At 47.0% G+C, this 16,328-nt stretch carries 13 protein-coding genes; 2 read left to right on the forward strand and 11 right to left on the reverse strand.

What is annotated here, in order from left to right; translation table 11 throughout:
* Positions 1-9: 9 nt before the first annotated feature.
* The 4 genes from DXA74_RS04120 to DXA74_RS04135 all read right to left on the reverse strand — a co-directional run bounded on the left by DXA74_RS04120 (position 10) and on the right by DXA74_RS04135 (position 5,972).
* Positions 10-2,208 carry a S9 family peptidase gene (locus DXA74_RS04120; protein ID WP_118525566.1) on the reverse strand — a complete coding sequence of 733 codons (2,199 nt, stop codon included), beginning with the start codon at positions 2,206-2,208 and terminating at the stop codon, positions 10-12.
* Positions 2,195-3,631 (reverse strand): class I SAM-dependent RNA methyltransferase, encoded by a 1,437-nt coding sequence (locus tag DXA74_RS04125; RefSeq protein WP_118525567.1) that lies wholly within the window; start codon positions 3,629-3,631, stop codon positions 2,195-2,197. Before DXA74_RS04125 ends, DXA74_RS04120 begins: the two co-directional genes overlap by 14 nt.
* 52 nt (positions 3,632-3,683) lie before the next feature.
* Complete coding sequence (locus DXA74_RS04130; protein ID WP_118525568.1) at positions 3,684-4,595, reverse strand: serine O-acetyltransferase; 912 nt, start codon at positions 4,593-4,595, stop codon at positions 3,684-3,686.
* A 126-nt stretch (positions 4,596-4,721) separates the two neighbouring features.
* Entirely contained in the window at positions 4,722-5,972 is a 1,251-nt protein-coding gene (locus DXA74_RS04135) for a peptidase U32 family protein (protein WP_118525569.1), read from the reverse strand.
* A gap of 165 nt (positions 5,973-6,137) precedes the next feature.
* On the opposite strand from DXA74_RS04135, the gene dusB reads away from it, so the two are divergent.
* Positions 6,138-7,166, forward strand: coding sequence for a tRNA dihydrouridine synthase DusB (gene dusB, locus DXA74_RS04140; protein WP_118525570.1), 1,029 nt, complete (start codon positions 6,138-6,140; stop codon positions 7,164-7,166).
* Positions 7,167-7,254: 88 nt separating this feature from the next.
* Here the strand turns inward: dusB and DXA74_RS04145 are convergent, their stop codons facing one another.
* The 7 genes from DXA74_RS04145 to DXA74_RS04175 form a co-directional block, all read right to left on the reverse strand.
* Positions 7,255-7,683, reverse strand: coding sequence for a SufE family protein (locus DXA74_RS04145; RefSeq protein WP_118525571.1), 429 nt, complete (start codon positions 7,681-7,683; stop codon positions 7,255-7,257).
* Positions 7,670-8,695 (reverse strand): M28 family peptidase, encoded by a 1,026-nt coding sequence (locus DXA74_RS04150; protein WP_118525572.1) that lies wholly within the window; start codon positions 8,693-8,695, stop codon positions 7,670-7,672. The genes DXA74_RS04145 and DXA74_RS04150 overlap by 14 nt, the downstream gene beginning before the upstream one ends.
* Positions 8,696-8,707: 12 nt before the next feature.
* Positions 8,708-10,474, reverse strand: a complete 1,767-nt coding sequence (locus tag DXA74_RS04155) for a gamma-glutamyl-gamma-aminobutyrate hydrolase family protein (RefSeq protein ID WP_118525573.1) — start codon at positions 10,472-10,474, stop codon at positions 8,708-8,710.
* A gap of 11 nt (positions 10,475-10,485) precedes the next feature.
* Entirely contained in the window at positions 10,486-10,962 is a 477-nt protein-coding gene (locus tag DXA74_RS04160) for an Lrp/AsnC family transcriptional regulator (protein WP_118525574.1), read from the reverse strand.
* Between the two features lie 142 nt (positions 10,963-11,104).
* Entirely contained in the window at positions 11,105-12,001 is an 897-nt protein-coding gene (locus DXA74_RS04165; RefSeq protein ID WP_118525575.1) for an FKBP-type peptidyl-prolyl cis-trans isomerase, read from the reverse strand.
* A gap of 7 nt (positions 12,002-12,008) precedes the next feature.
* Positions 12,009-12,881 (reverse strand): FKBP-type peptidyl-prolyl cis-trans isomerase, encoded by an 873-nt coding sequence (locus DXA74_RS04170; protein WP_199666078.1) that lies wholly within the window; start codon positions 12,879-12,881, stop codon positions 12,009-12,011.
* Positions 12,882-12,922: 41 nt separating this feature from the next.
* Positions 12,923-13,507, reverse strand: coding sequence for an FKBP-type peptidyl-prolyl cis-trans isomerase (locus DXA74_RS04175; RefSeq protein WP_118525576.1), 585 nt, complete (start codon positions 13,505-13,507; stop codon positions 12,923-12,925).
* 367 nt (positions 13,508-13,874) lie between these two features.
* Between DXA74_RS04175 and DXA74_RS04180 the strand changes: the two genes are divergently transcribed.
* A complete protein-coding gene (locus tag DXA74_RS04180) occupies positions 13,875-16,271 on the forward strand; it encodes an ABC transporter permease (RefSeq protein WP_118525577.1) in 2,397 nt (798 codons plus the stop codon).
* The last annotated feature ends 57 nt before the right edge of the window (positions 16,272-16,328 follow it).

Below are 16,328 nucleotides of genomic sequence, written 5' to 3' on the forward strand. Positions count from 1 at the left end.
GCTTTATGTTTATTTTAAGAAATCATCAAAATACTGGCTGATCCGCTCGTGCAGATGAATCTGGTCACGTCCGAACATGTTGTGCTCGCCGCCCGGATATACAAAGTAATCTACCTGTTTGCCGGCATCAATGCAGGCACGCAGGAAAGACAGACTGTGCTGTGGAACACAAACCGGGTCGTTGTAACCGATGATAATCTGCAATTTACCCTGAAGATTAGGGGCTTTCAGGCGCAGGTTGCTGCCTTTATAGCCTTCCGGATTGGCTTGCGGAGTGTCCATATAACGCTCTCCGTACATCACTTCATAATAGTTCCAGTCGATAACCGGTCCACCGGCTACACCCACCTTGAAGGTTTCCGGATAAGAAAGCATCAGGTTGGTAGTCATGAAACCACCGAACGACCATCCGTGCACACCGATGCGGTTCTGGTCTACGTAAGGCAATGACTTCAGGTAAGCTACACCGCACATCTGGTCTTTCATTTCCTCATCACCGAGATGTCTGAAAGTGACGTTCTCAAACTGGCGTCCGCGATTCTCTGAACCTCTGCTGTCGAGCACAAAGATCAGGTAACCCTTCTGAGCCATGTAAATCTCCCATCCGCGGGCCATGTAGTTACGGCTGGCATCCACCAGATGAGCGTGCGGACCGCCGTAGACATAAACAATGGTCGGGTATTTCTTATTCGGGTCAAAGTTTACCGGTTTTACCATGCGGTAGTACAGATCGGTGCTGTCGTCAGATGCCTTGATATGGCCACCCACGATTTCAGGCTTGTTGAACTCTTTCCAAGGATCTTCTGCCGTGAGCAGGTTGATACCCTTGCCATTCTTGGTGGCATACAGATTGATGCTGCGGGCAACTTTCGGAGAACTGTAAGTATCAATGATATACTGTCCGTCGGCAGACAGATTACCCTGATGCACTCCCTCTGATGTTCCGATTAATGTGCGCTTTTTGTTGGAAACATTGACCGAATTCAAAGTATATTGAATCGGGTTCTGTTCGTTGCTGCGAATCAGAATGCTTTTCTCTTTCTCATTGAATCCCAGCATGTCCAATACCACCCAAGGACCGGATGTCAGCTGTTCTACCTTGACATATTCCTTATAAGTTGCTCCATCGGCCGCATTTTTGAAATTATCGTAAAGCGGTGATTTCAAATCAAACAGGTACAGATGGTTATATCCGTCGCGCTGGCTCTGATAAATGAACTTGTTGCTGTCCCAAGGAAGGAAGACAATCGGATGCTGTGGTTCTACGAATTTAGGATGTTTTTCTTCATAGAGCACTTCTTCCTTTTTACCGTTGGCCGCGTTATAACAAACCAACTGGGCGTGGTTCTGGTCGCGGTTCAATTCGATGACATAAATCTTCTTGTTATCCGGTGACCAGGCGATATTGGTGAAATACCGGTCTGTGGCATCGCCGGTCTGCAACCATACGGTCTGTTCGTTTGCCGGATTGAAGACTCCGATGCTTACTTTGTGGCTCTTTTCGCCGGCCATCGGATATTTGCAAGGGAATGTTGTGGCAATTCGGGTATTAATATCTACCTGAGGATAGTCGGGCACCATGCTCTGGTCCATACGGTAGAATGCCAGCAACTTTCCGTCCGGACTCCAGTAGGTACCCTTGCTGATGCCGAATTCGTCACGGTGCACGCTCTTACCATACACCAGATCGTTGCTGCCGTCTTTGGAAACAGCGATTTCCTTACCCTCGGCAGTGGTTACATACAAGTTGTCGCCAATAGTGAAGGCTTTGTTTTTTGAGACTGGGTTCCAGTCTGTATTCTGGGCCTGGGCATTGTTTTTCTGGCTCCAGATCACTTTCTTTTCCTTGAAATCTACGATGAAATCCTTCTGTGCTGTGCGCAATACAAACTGTTCCTTTTCTGCATATGGGAACGAGATTGCAGTGCATGCGGTAGCCAGTTCCTGATCCTCACCCAGCCACTGCTTTACTTCTTCCAAAGTAAACAGGACAGATTTCTTTCCATCTTTCTTATTAATGACAGAGCATTGCTCTTTAGTTCGTTCGATGCAGTTGTCGCCCCACCACGTCAGATTCATGGATTTGGGTTGCAAATTCCAGAAGTTATTTCCACCCGGAAGCAAGTCTTCTAGGGTGAAACTCTTGTTTTGTCCCATCATGACAGATACTAAAAAGCTCAGAATCAGAAAGAGATTAATCTTCTTCATAACGGTTATACTTGCGGTTCTTATTAAACGATTTGTTTCCTTTATCGAAAGACTTTCCACCGCCACGGTAGCTCTTTTTGCTGCTGCCCCGGTCGAAGCCACGTTCTTCGCTTCTGAATCTGCCGCCCTTTCCGCTCTGACTGTCTCTTTTAAAGCGGAATCCGCTCTGATCATCGTCTTCGTCGATGGCTTTCTTGAACTCGCGGTTAGCCTTGAAACGCTTCTTCTGAGCCATCTGTCGGCGTTCCTCGTCTGTTTTGATCTGTCCGCCGTCGGCACGCATATCCTTATATTTTCCGCTAAAGATCTGATATTTGCGGAACTCGCACTCCAGAGAACCGTTGTAGAGTGGTATCTTGATAGATGGTTTCAGGCCAATCTGTTCGAAACACTCTTCGCGGTAGCTCAGAATCCATGCGTCATAATCCTGGAACTGGTGCTTCAGACGCTCACCGATTGTGCGGTACAGGCCCAATAAGTCAGGAGTAGAGATGCGCTCTCCATAAGGAGGGTTGGTAACCATGATGCATTTCTCCTGTGGGCGGGTAAACTGATGGAAATCCTTCTGGTTGATTTCGATTTCCTTGCTCAATCCGGCAGCCTTGACATTCTTCAACGCAATTTCTACGGCATTGCGGTTGATGTCATATCCATAGATCTTGTGTGTAAACTCTCTTTCTTTGGAGTCATCGTTGTAGATGGCGTCGAAGAGTTCCTGATCAAAGTCGTTCCACTTTTCAAAAGCATACTCTTTGCGGAATACACCCGGAGCAATGTTGCGGGCAATTAGGGCTGCCTCAATGGCAATAGTACCCGATCCGCACATCGGATCAATCAAATCACACCCACCATCCCAGCCGGTCATCATAATCATGGCTGCGGCCAATACCTCGTTCAATGGAGCTTCAACAGACTCCTGGCGGTAACCGCGACGGTGCAAAGACTCGCCGGAGCTGTCCAAAGACAAAGTGCAGTCATCTTCTGCAATATGGATGTGCAACTGCAAATCCGGGTTAGTGATGCTGATGTTCGGACGGCTTCCGGTTTTCTCTCTGAAGTAGTCAACGATAGCGTCCTTTACCTTGTAGGCCACAAATTTGCTATGACGGAATTCTTTAGAGAACACTACGGAATCCACTGCAAAGCTGGTTTCGTTGGTCAGGTACTGACTCCAGTCAATCTTTTTGATGGCATCGTACACCTGATCGGCGGTCTGTGCCTTGAAGTGCTTGATCGGTTTTAAGATTCTGATTGCGGTGCGGAGGGCGAAGTTTGCCTTATACATCAAGGCTTTGTCTCCGGTAAATGACACCATTCTTCTGCCGATCTGGATATTGTTTGCTCCTAAATCGGTAAGTTCTTTTGCCAGAATATTTTCTAACCCCTGAAAGGTTTTCGCAATAAGTTCGAATTCTGCTTCCATTATTTTTTATTCTTCTATGGATGTAGTGAGTGATATGTTTTTTTGATAATAATTACTTTTTCTGTACGAGTCGTGCTCCTTCGGGAACATCTTCGGTAACCCAGATATTTCCGCCTATGGTAGATCCTTTTCCGATGCGTATGCGTCCCAGAATGGTGGCATTGGCATATACCACTACGTCGTCTTCAAGAATCGGATGACGTGGGATACCTTTTATGGGATTACCGTTTTCGTCCAAGGGAAAGCTTTTTGCTCCCAAGGTTACTCCCTGGTAGAGTTTCACATGATTTCCTATGACGCAGGTTGAGCCAATTACGACACCGGTTCCGTGGTCGATGGTAAAGTGGTGACCGATCTGCGCGCCCGGATGAATGTCAATACCTGTTTCGGAATGAGCCATTTCAGAAATGATTCTCGGAATGAGCGGCACTCCCAGAACCAGAAGTTCATGAGCGATACGATAGCTGCTCAGGGCCTTGATGATGGGGTAACAACTGATAATTTCACCATAACTCTCAGCGGCAGGATCGCCGTTATAGGCTGCTTCCACGTCAGTGGCAAGCACACTTCTCAGTTCCGGCATCTTTGCGATAAAAGCGGCAGCTAGTTCGGCTGCTTTTTCCTTACAATGTTTGTTGCAACCGGATTCGTTCTCCTTATTTTGTGCACAACCTTCTTCCGAAGCAAAACAGAGGCCGGCCAGAATCTGATCGGTGAGCAATCCGTAAAGACGTTCCAGATTGACTCCTATGTGATAGGTTATGGTATGGCTGTTTACTGTGGATTTCCCGTAGAAACCGGGAAAGAGAATAGAACGGCACAGCTCGATAATTTCCTTAAGAACCTTTCCAGAGGGTAAAGGGCCGCCGTCTCTATGTTCGTGAAAGACACCCTTTAAAGAACTATAAGTGGACAGTTCTTCTACGGTCTGTGCCAGCAGATGAGTAAATTTGTGCAGACTCATTAAAACTTGTTATGATGTGGTATATTAGTTTAGTTGCAAAGATAGGTAAAGAAAATAAAATATAAAAATATTTTCTCATCTTAAAAGGAAGAAGCCTGTATGTGATGAAATACAGGCTTTCCTTGTTTATTGTTTCGGTGCGGAACTGACCATTTTATAGAGTTTGTCGCTCGGACGAATCTTTCCGGGCACTTTAAAGGATACGCGCATGCCTTTCTTTACCGTGTCTACCGGCTTCAGGTCATAGCGTACTTCCTCCAGAGTGAGGAACATGGCTCCGGTGGTCGGACCGGTGATCAGGAGTTTGTCTCCCACACTCATCTCGGCCGCTTCGATCTGGAACTCGCCTACCTCGATATTTGAGAAGTATTTGATGGCCTTACCTACATATACTTTCTTTTCAGTGGCATCGGAACCGTATGACTTGGTCCATTCTCCCAGGAACTGTCCCTGATAATATCCGTCCCAGAATCCGCGGTTGAACACGCGTTTCAAACGCTCATCCCAGGCATCTTTCTTCTCTTCTGTAAAATTGTTGTCGAGCACACTCTGGATCGCTTCCTGATAACAGCGCACTACGGTGTCTACATACTCTGGTCCGCGGGCGCGGCCTTCGATCTTGAATACCCGTACTCCCGCATTCATCATACGGTCGATGAAACGCACTGTCTTCAAGTCCTTCGGACTCATAATATACTGGTTGTCGATTTCCAGTTCCACATCGCTTTCTTTATCCTTAACGATGTATTGGCGGCGGCAAAGCTGCATGCAGGCACCACGGTTGGCCGAGCGTCCAGTGTTGTTCAGGCTCAGATAGCATTTTCCGCTTACGGCCATGCACAGGGCACCGTGGCAGAACATTTCGATGCGTACCAGTTCTCCGCTCGGGCCGCAGATTTTCTGTTCCTGAATCTGCTGATAGATATAGGAAACCTGGTCCATGTTCAGTTCGCGGGCCAGTACGACCACATCGGCAAACTGTGCATAGAATTTCAGGGCTTCAATATTCGTGATATTCAGCTGAGTAGACAAATGTACTTCCTGACCGACGCTTTGGCAATAAGTCATTACGGCCACATCCGATGCGATTACCGCCGAGATATTGGCTTCTTTGGCGGCATCGATAATCTGATGCATCAGAGGAATGTCTTCGTCGTAGATGATTGTGTTTACTGTCAGATAACTTTTTACTCCGCGCTCGGCACACTCCTGGGCAATTCTTTTCAGGTCGTTTATGGTAAATGTGCTTGCCGAGTGAGCACGCATGTTCAGATTTTCTATTCCAAAATAGATGGAATCGGCACCCGCATTCAAGGCTGCGGCAAAAGATTCAGGCGAACCTACCGGTGCCATTATCTCGAAATCACTTCTTGTCATGTTATGAATCAATTTATTGCTGCAAAGATACTGCCTTTTCTTGATAACTAAGGGATATGTTGCAGAAGTTCTGATAAATATATGTTTTTTTTATGATTCTCGAGTTTACTTTTTCACTCCTTATCCTTAATCCGCTCCTTGTTTTTTCGTATTTTTGCGCTCATTATGAAAATTGGAAATATCGAATTTGGTCCATATCCGGTCTTTTTGGCCCCTATGGAAGATGTGACGGACATCGGTTTCCGTCTGTTGTGCAAGAAGTTTGGAGCAGCCATGGTCTATTCTGAGTTCGTGGCAGCGGATGCTCTGATCCGAATGGTGAACCGAAGTCTGGAAAAGCTGAAGGTCTGTGAGGATGAGCGCCCGGTGGCGATTCAGATTTACGGTAAGGAGGTCGGTCCGATGGTGGAGGCGGCCCGTATTGTGGTGGATCAGGCGCGCCCTGATGTGCTCGATTTGAACTTTGGCTGTCCGGTAAAGCGAGTGGCCGGAAAAGGAGCCGGAGCGGGTATGCTTCAGAATCCCGAAAAGATGCTTGAGATAACTGAAGCTGTTGTGCGTGCGGTAGATATCCCGGTGACGGTAAAGACCCGTCTGGGATGGGATGAAAACAGCAAGATTATTGTCGATCTGGCCGAGCGCCTGCAAGACTGCGGTATTCAGGCACTGACTATTCACGGACGCACCCGCGCCCAAATGTATACTGGTGAAGCCGACTGGAGTCTGATTGGAGAAGTGAAGAAGAATCCCCGCATGCACATTCCGATTATTGGAAACGGTGATATCACTTCGCCCGAGAAAGCGAAGGATTATTTTGAGCGTTACGGAGTGGATGCCGTGATGGTGGGTCGGGCTACTTTCGGCCGTCCCTGGATTTTTAAGGAAATCGTAGATTATTTGTGTCCGCAGCAGGCAGAATCTGCTTCGAACCATATTATAGAGAGTGATTATGAAGTGATGTCGGACGACTGGAAAATCGATGTCTTGAAAGAGCAAGTACTCACCAGCGTGCGTCGTATCGACGAGTATCGGGGCATTTTGCACAGTCGTCGCCATCTGGCGGCATCGCCCATTTTCAAGGGAATTCCCAATTTCCGGGAAACCCGAATTGCCATGTTGCGTGCAGAAACTCTGGACGAGCTTTTCGCCATTCTGGAAACAGCCCGCGAGCAGTTGCGGAATCAGAAAGGCTAGTCCGATTCTTATTCATACAAAAACTCCTTATTATAATAAGGTATTCTGTATACCGGCTTATTATAATAAGGAGTTTTTCTATATTCCGTTATTGGTTTTCTTTGGCCTTGAAAGCCAGCGCATACATTTTCATCTGTTTCAGCATGGCCAGCAGACCATTGCTGCGGGTAGGAGAGAGATGCTCCTTCAGTCCGATGCGTTCAATGAAATACAAGTCTGCATTCAGAATCTCGTCCGGTGTATGATCCGACAACACCCGTACCAACAGCAGCACAATACCCTTTACAATCAGGGCATCGCTTTCGGCCTGGAAAATGATCTTGCCGTCCTTCAGGTCAGCCTGGAGCCATACACGGCTTTGGCAACCGTCAATCAGATTCTGGTCTGTTTTATACTCTTCGGGCAGTGGTTTCTCTTCGCTACCCAGATCAATCAACAGCTGGTATTTGTCCATCCAGTCGTCAAAGTCATTGAATTCCTCAATAACCTCGTCTTGCAGTTCGTTAATGGTTTTCATTATTTCTGTTTTCGTTATATAAAACCTGCAGAACGGTTTGTCCTACAGCTTTCAGTACATTCTTGTCAATATGTTCCATGTCATCCTTAGCTGTATGCCAGGTAGGTCCGAATGATGAAGGGCCGTCGGTAAAGTAAGGCACGATGTCGATGCACGGGATGCCTGCAATCTGATTTACCGGCACATGGTCGTCCACGATATAGCCGCTGAGGCGTTTCAGGAAATAGTTGCCATATCCCAATGCTTCTGCCGTATTCCATACGTTATTGACCACTCCCGGTGCATATTCCTGTGAGTAAGCTTCCTGCGAGAAGGTTGCTCCCTGTCCGCCGACCATATCCAGCAGAATGCCATACATGGCCTTATAACCCTCCTTATGCGGGTTCTGTGACCAGTGCTGCGAGCCCAGACACCAGCTTTGTGAATGATCTTCTGCCGTTTCGGCCCATTGCGGTATGCCCCAGTCTTCAGCATCGAAGCAGATAAAGTCCACACCGATCTGGCTCAGCGGCTGCTGTTGCAACATACGGGCCATTTCGAGCATGACCGCCACTCCGCTGGCTCCGTCGTTGGCAGCCAGAACCGGCTTTTTCCAGTTGGCAGAGTCCGGGTCGTTGTCGCACCACGGGCGGCTGTCCCAATGGGCACAGATCAGTACTCTTTTTTCTGCATCCGGATTTACCGAGGCGATGATGTTACGGCTTTTCAGTACAGTGCCGTCATAACCTTTCAGGTCGGCATACTGGTCGGTGATGGTGGCTCCATAAGCCGCAAACTTCTCGGCAATATAGTTGCCGCAGGCCTTGTGTGCCTCGCTGTTCGGAGTACGCGGACCGAAATCACACTGATCGGCTGTAAACTGATAAGCGCTGTCGGCATTGAATGTCGGGCATTCCGCATTAACCTGAGCCGATTGTTCTGTTTGGGTTGCGGTAGATGTATTCTTTTTACCGCAGCTGCTCAGCAGACAAACGGCAGCAAGCGCCAGGGCGCTCCAATATTTCTTTTCCATATCTTCAGATTATTACTTAAAGTTCTGTACCTGTTGCATCACACGCAGGAAGTTTCCTCCCCATATTTTCCGGATATCCTCTTCGTTGTACCGGTCCAGAATCAGGCGGCGTGTGAAGTTGATCAGTTCGGAAGCCGAGGCACAGCCCGGTATGCCCCCGTCGCCGTCGAAATCGGTACCGATGCCCACGTGGTCCACTCCCATAATGCGGATCATGTGATTCAGGTGCTCCATGGCATCCAGGATAGAGGCTTCGCCTTCCTTTTTCAGGAATCCGTGATAAAGGGTAACCTGTACCACTCCTCCCTTCTGGGCGATGCTTCTCAGCTGGTCATCCGTCAGATTACGCGGCACACCGCACAAGCTTCGGCAGGAAGAGTGCGAGCAGACAATCGGAGTGCGGCTGATTTCCAGTGCATCATAGAAACTCTTTTCCGAAGCGTGCGACAAGTCAACCATGATTCCCAGGCGGTTCATTTCCTGAATCACCTGTTCGCCGAAGGCGCTCACTCCGTGGTGTTCCTCTTCCGGTGCTTTGGCCGAGTCACAGATATCGTTGTTTCCGTTATGGCACAGCGTGATATAAACTACGCCGCGTTGCTTGAAATGTTCCACAAGCCGGATGTCGCGTCCCAATGCATATCCGTTCTCTATACCCAGCATAATGGCCTTTTTTCCCTGATCCTTCAGGCGGAACAGGTCTTCCGGCGTGCGTGCAATCTGCACGGCAGTGCAGTTTTTGGCTGCCATGTCCACAATCTGGTCCAGAATCAGGTCAGCCTTTGCCGTGGCAGCAGCCAGTCCGGCTTCGGTGCGCTCCTCCTGTTTCAGATAAGCCACCATGATGGTTGCATCCAGATGTCCTTCATGCATCTTATGCAGGTCCACCAGAATCTTGGAGTCCCGTTTGTGGAAACTGATATTCTGGTCAAAGAACATCGGCGTGTCGCAGTGGCTGTCCAAAGTCAGAATGCGGCGGTGCATCTGTTTGGCGGTGCTGAAAGAACGCGCTTCGCGTGTAAGCCATTCAAAGAGAGGCATCATGCAATCGTCCTGTTTCAGGATGAAGCATTCCGGATGCCACTGCACTCCCAGGATAGACTTATGCTCGGCCGATTCAATGGCCTCGATGATGCCGTCGGCCGAACGGGCGCATACGGTAAACCGTTCGCCCGGTTCGTTTACTGCCTGATGATGGAAGGAGTTTACCGGCAAAACCTCTGTCTGCATGATGCCATGCAGTAAAGAGCCCGGTTCGATATGGACGAGATGCGAGGCATGGCTACGGTCCAGATTCTGACTGTGCTTGAGCAGCGGTTGTTGCGAAGAGCAAGAACTGTAGATATCCTGATGAACGGTTCCACCAAGAGCTGCGGCAAGCACCTGAATGCCGCGGCAGATGCCCAGCATCGGAATCTGGCGGTCGTAGGCCAGGCGGGCCAGTAACAGTTCCGGAAGGTCGCGTTCTGCGTTAATACCCCCCAGTTCCCGTACCGGTTCTTCATCCAGATACAGCGGATTGATGTCGCCTCCTCCCGAGAACAGCAAGCCGTCCACGTGGTCCAACAGATTGATTAAGGCATCCTTATCGGCAAATGGCGGGATGATTACGGGAGTTGCACCGGCGTGCAGCACCGATTTGAAGTAGCCTTCGGCCAGTTCGCATCCCTTGTCTCCAAAGTTACCGGTGATGCCGATTACCGGCTGTGCTGTATATCCCGGAAAAGACTGGTGCATTCTGTCATAAGTCTGCTGCCAGCAAAAAGCCCCTTCTTTCATTATGCTTCTGTTTATTCGTTTTCTATATCATCAATTCCGATTGGAATTTCTTTCTTGATGCTCTGTTCCAGAGAGATCAGAGTTTCTGTAGCTACCACACCCGGAATTTCCTGCATCTTGTTGTTGAGCAGTTCCATCAGGTGTGAATTGTCGCGTGCATAAAGTTTGGTCAGCATGGTGTACGGACCTGTTGTGAAGTGACATTCCACGATTTCGGGAATCTTCATCAGTTCCTCAACCACTCTTTTGTACATAGACCCCTTTTCGAGTTTGATACCGACATAAGTGCAAGTGCTGTATCCCAAGCTTTTAGGATTCACCTGATAGCCCGAGCCCACAATCACGCCCATGTCGATGAGGCGCTGTACACGCTGGTGTATGGCTGCTCTGGAAACCCCGCATACCGCAGCCACATCCTTGAACGGGATGCGCGCGTTGTTTGATATGATTTCCAGAATTTTCTTGTCCAAAAGATCTATTTTTTCCATAATGTCTTACTGTTATCTGTGTGTTTGATTAGAGATTGTCAAAAAGTAAGCAAATATAAGGATTTATTCAGTACGGTGCCTGCTTTTAACAAAAAAAAGGCATCAAACCTAGGTTGATGCCTTCTTTTTATAAAGCAATATGCTATTTCACAATATCCAGAAGCTCTACGGTGAATATCAGCGCCGAGTAAGGAGGAATCTTTCCTGCCTCGCGTGCGCCATATCCCATTTCCTGCGGGATATAGATTTCCCATTTTGATCCGACCGGCATTTTGGTCAGAATCTCGGTCCATCCCTTGATCACCTGTTTGCAGCCAAATACCGCCGGCTCATTGCGCTTGTAAGAACTGTCGAAGATTGTTCCGTCGATGAGGCGGCCTTCGTAGTGCACCTTTACAGTAGAAGAGTCGGCCGGAATGGCTCCGTTACCCTCCTGTAAGATCTTGTATTGCACTCCGCTAGGCAGTTTCTTCACGCCTTTTTCCTTGGCATTTGCTTTCAGGAATTCTTCTCCGGCTTTTTTATTGGCGCCGAAGCGTTTTTCCATCAGAGCGTTCTGATAGTATTCCATCTGCTTTTTGGCCAGGTCCTGAGCATGATCCAGTGTCATCTTAGTCTCCTGTCCGGCAATGGCAGTTCTGAATCCGTCGATAAACAAGTCACCTTTTACCGTTTTCACAGTATCGTTTCCGGCAATCTGTTTGTCAATTTGCGGGATGATCTGTTCCTCTACCTGCTTGCGGATTTGCAGACCGGCAGTGTAGGCAATAGCCTTTTTAGCCTCTTCGCTGTTCATGTCCGCATCGAAACCTTTCAGGAAGTCGGCCATGTAGCCCATGTCCACTCCCATTCTGTTGGCCAGATAGTTTTTCAGTCCGTCGCTGTTGGCCAGTCCGATGGCATAGCTGAAGGTATCCACCGAGCAAGTATCTACCTTTTCAGCATTCTTCTTGTCCTTTCTTGTCTTGCGTGCATCCATCTGACCGCCAAAGAAGGTCAGCAGAGCCAGCGACAGAATCAGGAATTTAGAATATCTCATCGGTCAATTATTTTGCAGACTCGATATCAATCAGTTCAATAGTGAAAGTCAAAGCAGAGAAAGGTTTGATGTTTCCAGCCTCTCTTGCACCATAAGCCTGATCCTGTGGGATGTAAACGATCCACTTAGAACCAACAGGCATGTGAGTCAGAGCCTCAGTCCATCCTGGGATTACAGCGTTGCAAGAGAAAGTGATCGGATCTGTTTCAGTCTTGTCGAATACAGTACCGTCGATCAGTTTACCCTCGTATTTCACCTTTACGCGAGAAGTGTCAGCTGGGATAGCACCCTTACCTTCGGTAATTACCTCATAGTAAACGCCATTTGCCAGAGCCTTTACACCAGCCTTCTTGGCGATGTTAGCCATATACTCTTCGCTCTTCTTCTTGTTGTCGCCGTATTTCTTTTCCATCTGCTCCTTCTTGATGCTTTCCATCTTCTTGGTAGCCAGTTCCTGAGCCTGCTCTACAGTCATGATGTCAGTCTTGCCGTTTACACCGCTTACGAATCCGGCCATGAAGTTCTTCAGGCTGATAGTCTGGGTAGAATCCTCTCCATAGAGTTCGTAGTTGATGCCCTTCATCATCTGCTGGCTGATCTGCTGTCCGATCTGAACACCGGCAAAGTAAGCCATCTTCTTCTTGTCGTCACCGGCATTTGCACCTTCGTTCAAACCTTTGATGAACTCAGCCATATCGGTAGTGTCGATGCCTACAGTGTTAGCCAAATATGCTTTCAGACCCTGAGTCTGTGCCAGACCGATAGAATAGCTCAAAGAGTCAACGTCTGTTTTCAAGTCTGCTTTAGGAGCTCCAGACTTAGAGCAAGATGCCATGGTTGCAACCAGGGCTGCAGCCATAATAAAACTAGTTTTTTTCATTGTTCTATTTATAATTTAAGTTATTACCTGTTTATGATGGATTAAAGAACCTCGATCAGCTCTACATCGAAAATCAGAGTGCTGTAAGGAGGAATTGAAGCACCGGCACCGCGGGTTCCGTAACCCAGTTCGTAAGGAATGAAGAAACGGTACTTGCTTCCTTCCTTCATCAGCTGCAAACCTTCGGTCCATCCGGCGATCACACCGTTCAGAGGGAAGGTGGCCGGGGTGCCGCGCTGCAAGCTGCTGTCAAAGAGAGAACCGTCAATCAGCATACCTTCGTAGTGACATTTTACCTGGTCAGTAGCTTTAGGGCTCTTTCCGTTACCCTCGCTCAGTACCATATACTGCAAGCCAGAAGCAGTGGTGATGACACCTTCCTTCTCGGCGTTCTTTTTCAGGAACTCGATTCCGGCAGATTTCATCTCTTTTGCCTGCTCTTCCTCTTTCTCTTGGAGATATTTATTGACGATTTGTTGTGCTTCCTTATGAGAAACAGCCAGCTCGTTATTGTTCAGCACATCCTTAATTGCTTGTGCAAAGTCATCTACACAGATATCTTTGGCATTCATACTGCTCAATTGCTGGCCGATACCCAAACCTAATGCATAGCTAATCTTATCCATTTCTTAATTTGTTATATGATTTGTTTTCTGTATTTTTTCACGGCCGCAAAGTTAATAGTTTTCGCTGACTAAATCTTGCATCACCCGTTTATTTTTCTTTTTTTTGTATAAATAACGATAGCTTATTCAAAAACATACAGTTATGAAACTGTTGTGTTTCATAAGAATCCATAACAGCTGACGGCTTCTGATTCATCATGACTTGGTGCGCTGTGTGCGAATTCGCACTAAAAACGTGCGGATGCGCACGCTAATCAATCATGACTGTTTTTGTAATTCGTTTAAAACCAATAGGATATAAATTGGCACGATTTTTGAATGCATGATGGTATAGAGCCGTCAGAGTAATAAACTTAAAAGCCATGATATGATATTACATTATTTGAAGATAGCCGTACGCAGTCAGATGCGATTCAAGATGCAAAATCTGATAGCCATATTAGGTTTGGCCGTGTCGTTGTTTTGTTTCAGTATTTGTCTTTATTGTAGCAGATTCATATTCAGTACCGACAGTTGTTTCCGTAACAAGGACCGGATTATGGAAGTGGGTATGAATAAGGAAGACGGGGGGAGTTATCTTGGAACAAACGGACAACTTGCCGGCTATTTAAGAAATCAGGGTTTAGGTACAGAAACCTTTTGTGTGGTAGTTAATCCCGGGGAACGTACGTATCAGGTAGAAGTGTCGGAAGAAAAGCTTCTGCCCTATACCCTGATGTGTATGGAAACCGATTCGGTTTACCATGAGATTTTTACGCCGGAGATTTTGTTTGGAAGTTGGGAGCAGGCTACGCATGGTCCTAATTCGGTGATTCTTTTTGAGAGTGCGGCGGAGCGTCTCTTTGGAAAAGCCGAGCAGGCTATAGGAAAACATATGATTCTTTCCCACCGTTTGTATCCGTCGCCGGACACTACACCCCGTGATGGAGGAATAAGCTATACCATACAGGCTGTTGCCAAAGATTTGCCTTTGAACAATAGTCTGGGTTTTCTCCGTAAAATGGATGCGTTGGTTATAAACGATACGGAAGGACTGGTAAATATAGACAACAAAGACCTGACAGGCGCCAGTACTTATACTTTGATTCATGACGAAGAAGAATTGTCACGACTTGTGGACGAGGTAAATAGAAGGAAACTTGTCTATCATATCTTTGGTAAAGATGCCAGTATTCGTTTCGAAAAGTTCGGTGCCAGCTTCTGGAAGGATAATGAAGTTCTTTCTATCTGCTATACAACGCTTATTGCCGGAATACTTGTCTTGCTGGTAGGTCTGCTCAATTTCCTGCATTTCATTACGGGCTCTTTCTTTATTAGAGTGAGGGAGTGTCATATCCGCAGAGTCAATGGTGCCGGATTTAAGGATCTGTTTCTCATGTTCTTTGTGCAGATTGGCGTTTCCATTATATTGTCAGCATTCTTTACGTTTCTGCTTATTGAACTTTTGTCGCCTTTCCTTAATCTCGCCTTTGTGAATCTCAGTTTTACCATAGAACCGGATGTACTTATGTGGCAGGTATTTACTTATTTTGTGGGATTGATGGCTTTATGCGTTGTCATATCACTTTTTGTGATCTTCAGGATTCGTAAATCCTATGTAAATCAGAGTCTCGGGATCAGTTCTGCAAGAAGATACGGCCGTCATCGGTTGAGAAACATATCTTTGGGAATCCAGTTGTTTGTAGGCTGGATTTTCATTTCTTTTGCCGTAGCCTTGTATTTACAGTCCGCAAAAACAAGTCATTCTGTTCTCGGAACCTTGTCTCTATCGGATAAGGAACGGATTTTGAGCATTCCTTTTGAATTTCCGTTTCTGGATGTTCCTGCAAAGAGATTTCTTGTAGAAGAAATCCGTAAATGTCCAGGAGTGGAAGATGTCATTACTTCTGATGGCAATGATCTGTACGCTACTACCTATACACCTCTTTACCTTACAGAGGGAAGAGAACAATTTTTTGATGCCAATGTGATGCGTGTTTCACCTGGTTACTTCAAGTTTATGAATCTGAAAATCCAGTCCGGATGCGAGCTGCGAACAGCTGACGAGATGGTTATTGACGAAGTATTGTCGAAACGGATTCACAAGGATTCGCTTGGAACTGTTCTGTATGATTATAGTAAGGAATATAAGTTGGTTGGCATATCCGCTCCGCTCGTCATATCAAATTATCCTGAAGGTCAGTCAAACGGCTTTATGTTTACCTTTTCTGATTATTCCGATGATTTTATGCACTGTTATGTGAAATATAGTGCCGACAGACAGAAGGAAGCCATGCACGCCGTGCAGCATGTGATGCGTAAAGCCATACCAGAGAGTGTAGAAATCAAAATGCGCACCATGATGGATGATATACGTGAAGTTTATGCTGTGGAATTTGAGTTGAGAAACATTGTTCTTTTTATGGCGGTGGTGGCACTGGTTATATCTCTGCTTGGTATCTACTCAGCCATCACTCTCGACACGGAACATCGCCGTAAGGAGATGGCCATCAGAAAGATAAACGGAGCGGGAACATGGCAGATCGTCTTGCTGTTTGCGCGGTTGTATCTTGTATTGGTTTTATCAACGGCTGTTGTGGCGTTCCCGATTGTGGATTTCCTGTTGGGTGAGTTGCGCAGAACGTACCATTCGTTCATAGATACAGGTATCCTGTTTTACGGAGGCATCCTGCTTTTTGTGGTCTTGCTGATTACCTTGGCCGTTTATGTACGAATCCGGGATATATCACGGATAAATCCAGCGGAAATCATCAGGAGCGAATAATTGTTCTGGCGCATTTTTCTGTTTGTTGTTTTTTATTTGTATTTTTGTAGAAAATGG

This window comes from Bacteroides sp. OF04-15BH, from assembly GCF_003477995.1.
In the GTDB taxonomy this organism is placed as follows: domain Bacteria; phylum Bacteroidota; class Bacteroidia; order Bacteroidales; family Bacteroidaceae; genus Paraprevotella.

Excerpts from the sequence above, each read along its gene's own strand:
- DXA74_RS04130 (WP_118525568.1), bottom strand. The coding sequence starts at position 4,595 with ATGAGTCTGCACAAATTTACTCATCTGCTGGCACAGACCGTAGAAGAA.
- DXA74_RS04160 (WP_118525574.1), bottom strand. The coding sequence starts at position 10,962 with ATGGAAAAAATAGATCTTTTGGACAAGAAAATTCTGGAAATCATATCA.
- DXA74_RS04145 (WP_118525571.1), bottom strand. The coding sequence starts at position 7,683 with ATGAAAACCATTAACGAACTGCAAGACGAGGTTATTGAGGAATTCAAT.
- DXA74_RS04135 (WP_118525569.1), bottom strand. The coding sequence starts at position 5,972 with ATGACAAGAAGTGATTTCGAGATAATGGCACCGGTAGGTTCGCCTGAA.
- DXA74_RS04125 (WP_118525567.1), bottom strand. The coding sequence starts at position 3,631 with ATGGAAGCAGAATTCGAACTTATTGCGAAAACCTTTCAGGGGTTAGAA.
- DXA74_RS04155 (WP_118525573.1), bottom strand. The coding sequence starts at position 10,474 with ATGAAAGAAGGGGCTTTTTGCTGGCAGCAGACTTATGACAGAATGCAC.
- DXA74_RS04120 (WP_118525566.1), bottom strand. The coding sequence starts at position 2,208 with ATGAAGAAGATTAATCTCTTTCTGATTCTGAGCTTTTTAGTATCTGTC.
- DXA74_RS04165 (WP_118525575.1), bottom strand. The coding sequence starts at position 12,001 with ATGAGATATTCTAAATTCCTGATTCTGTCGCTGGCTCTGCTGACCTTC.
- DXA74_RS04180 (WP_118525577.1), top strand. The coding sequence starts at position 13,875 with ATGATATTACATTATTTGAAGATAGCCGTACGCAGTCAGATGCGATTC.
- DXA74_RS04150 (WP_118525572.1), bottom strand. The coding sequence starts at position 8,695 with ATGGAAAAGAAATATTGGAGCGCCCTGGCGCTTGCTGCCGTTTGTCTG.
- dusB (WP_118525570.1), top strand. The coding sequence starts at position 6,138 with ATGAAAATTGGAAATATCGAATTTGGTCCATATCCGGTCTTTTTGGCC.
- DXA74_RS04175 (WP_118525576.1), bottom strand. The coding sequence starts at position 13,507 with ATGGATAAGATTAGCTATGCATTAGGTTTGGGTATCGGCCAGCAATTG.
- DXA74_RS04170 (WP_199666078.1), bottom strand. The coding sequence starts at position 12,881 with ATGAAAAAAACTAGTTTTATTATGGCTGCAGCCCTGGTTGCAACCATG.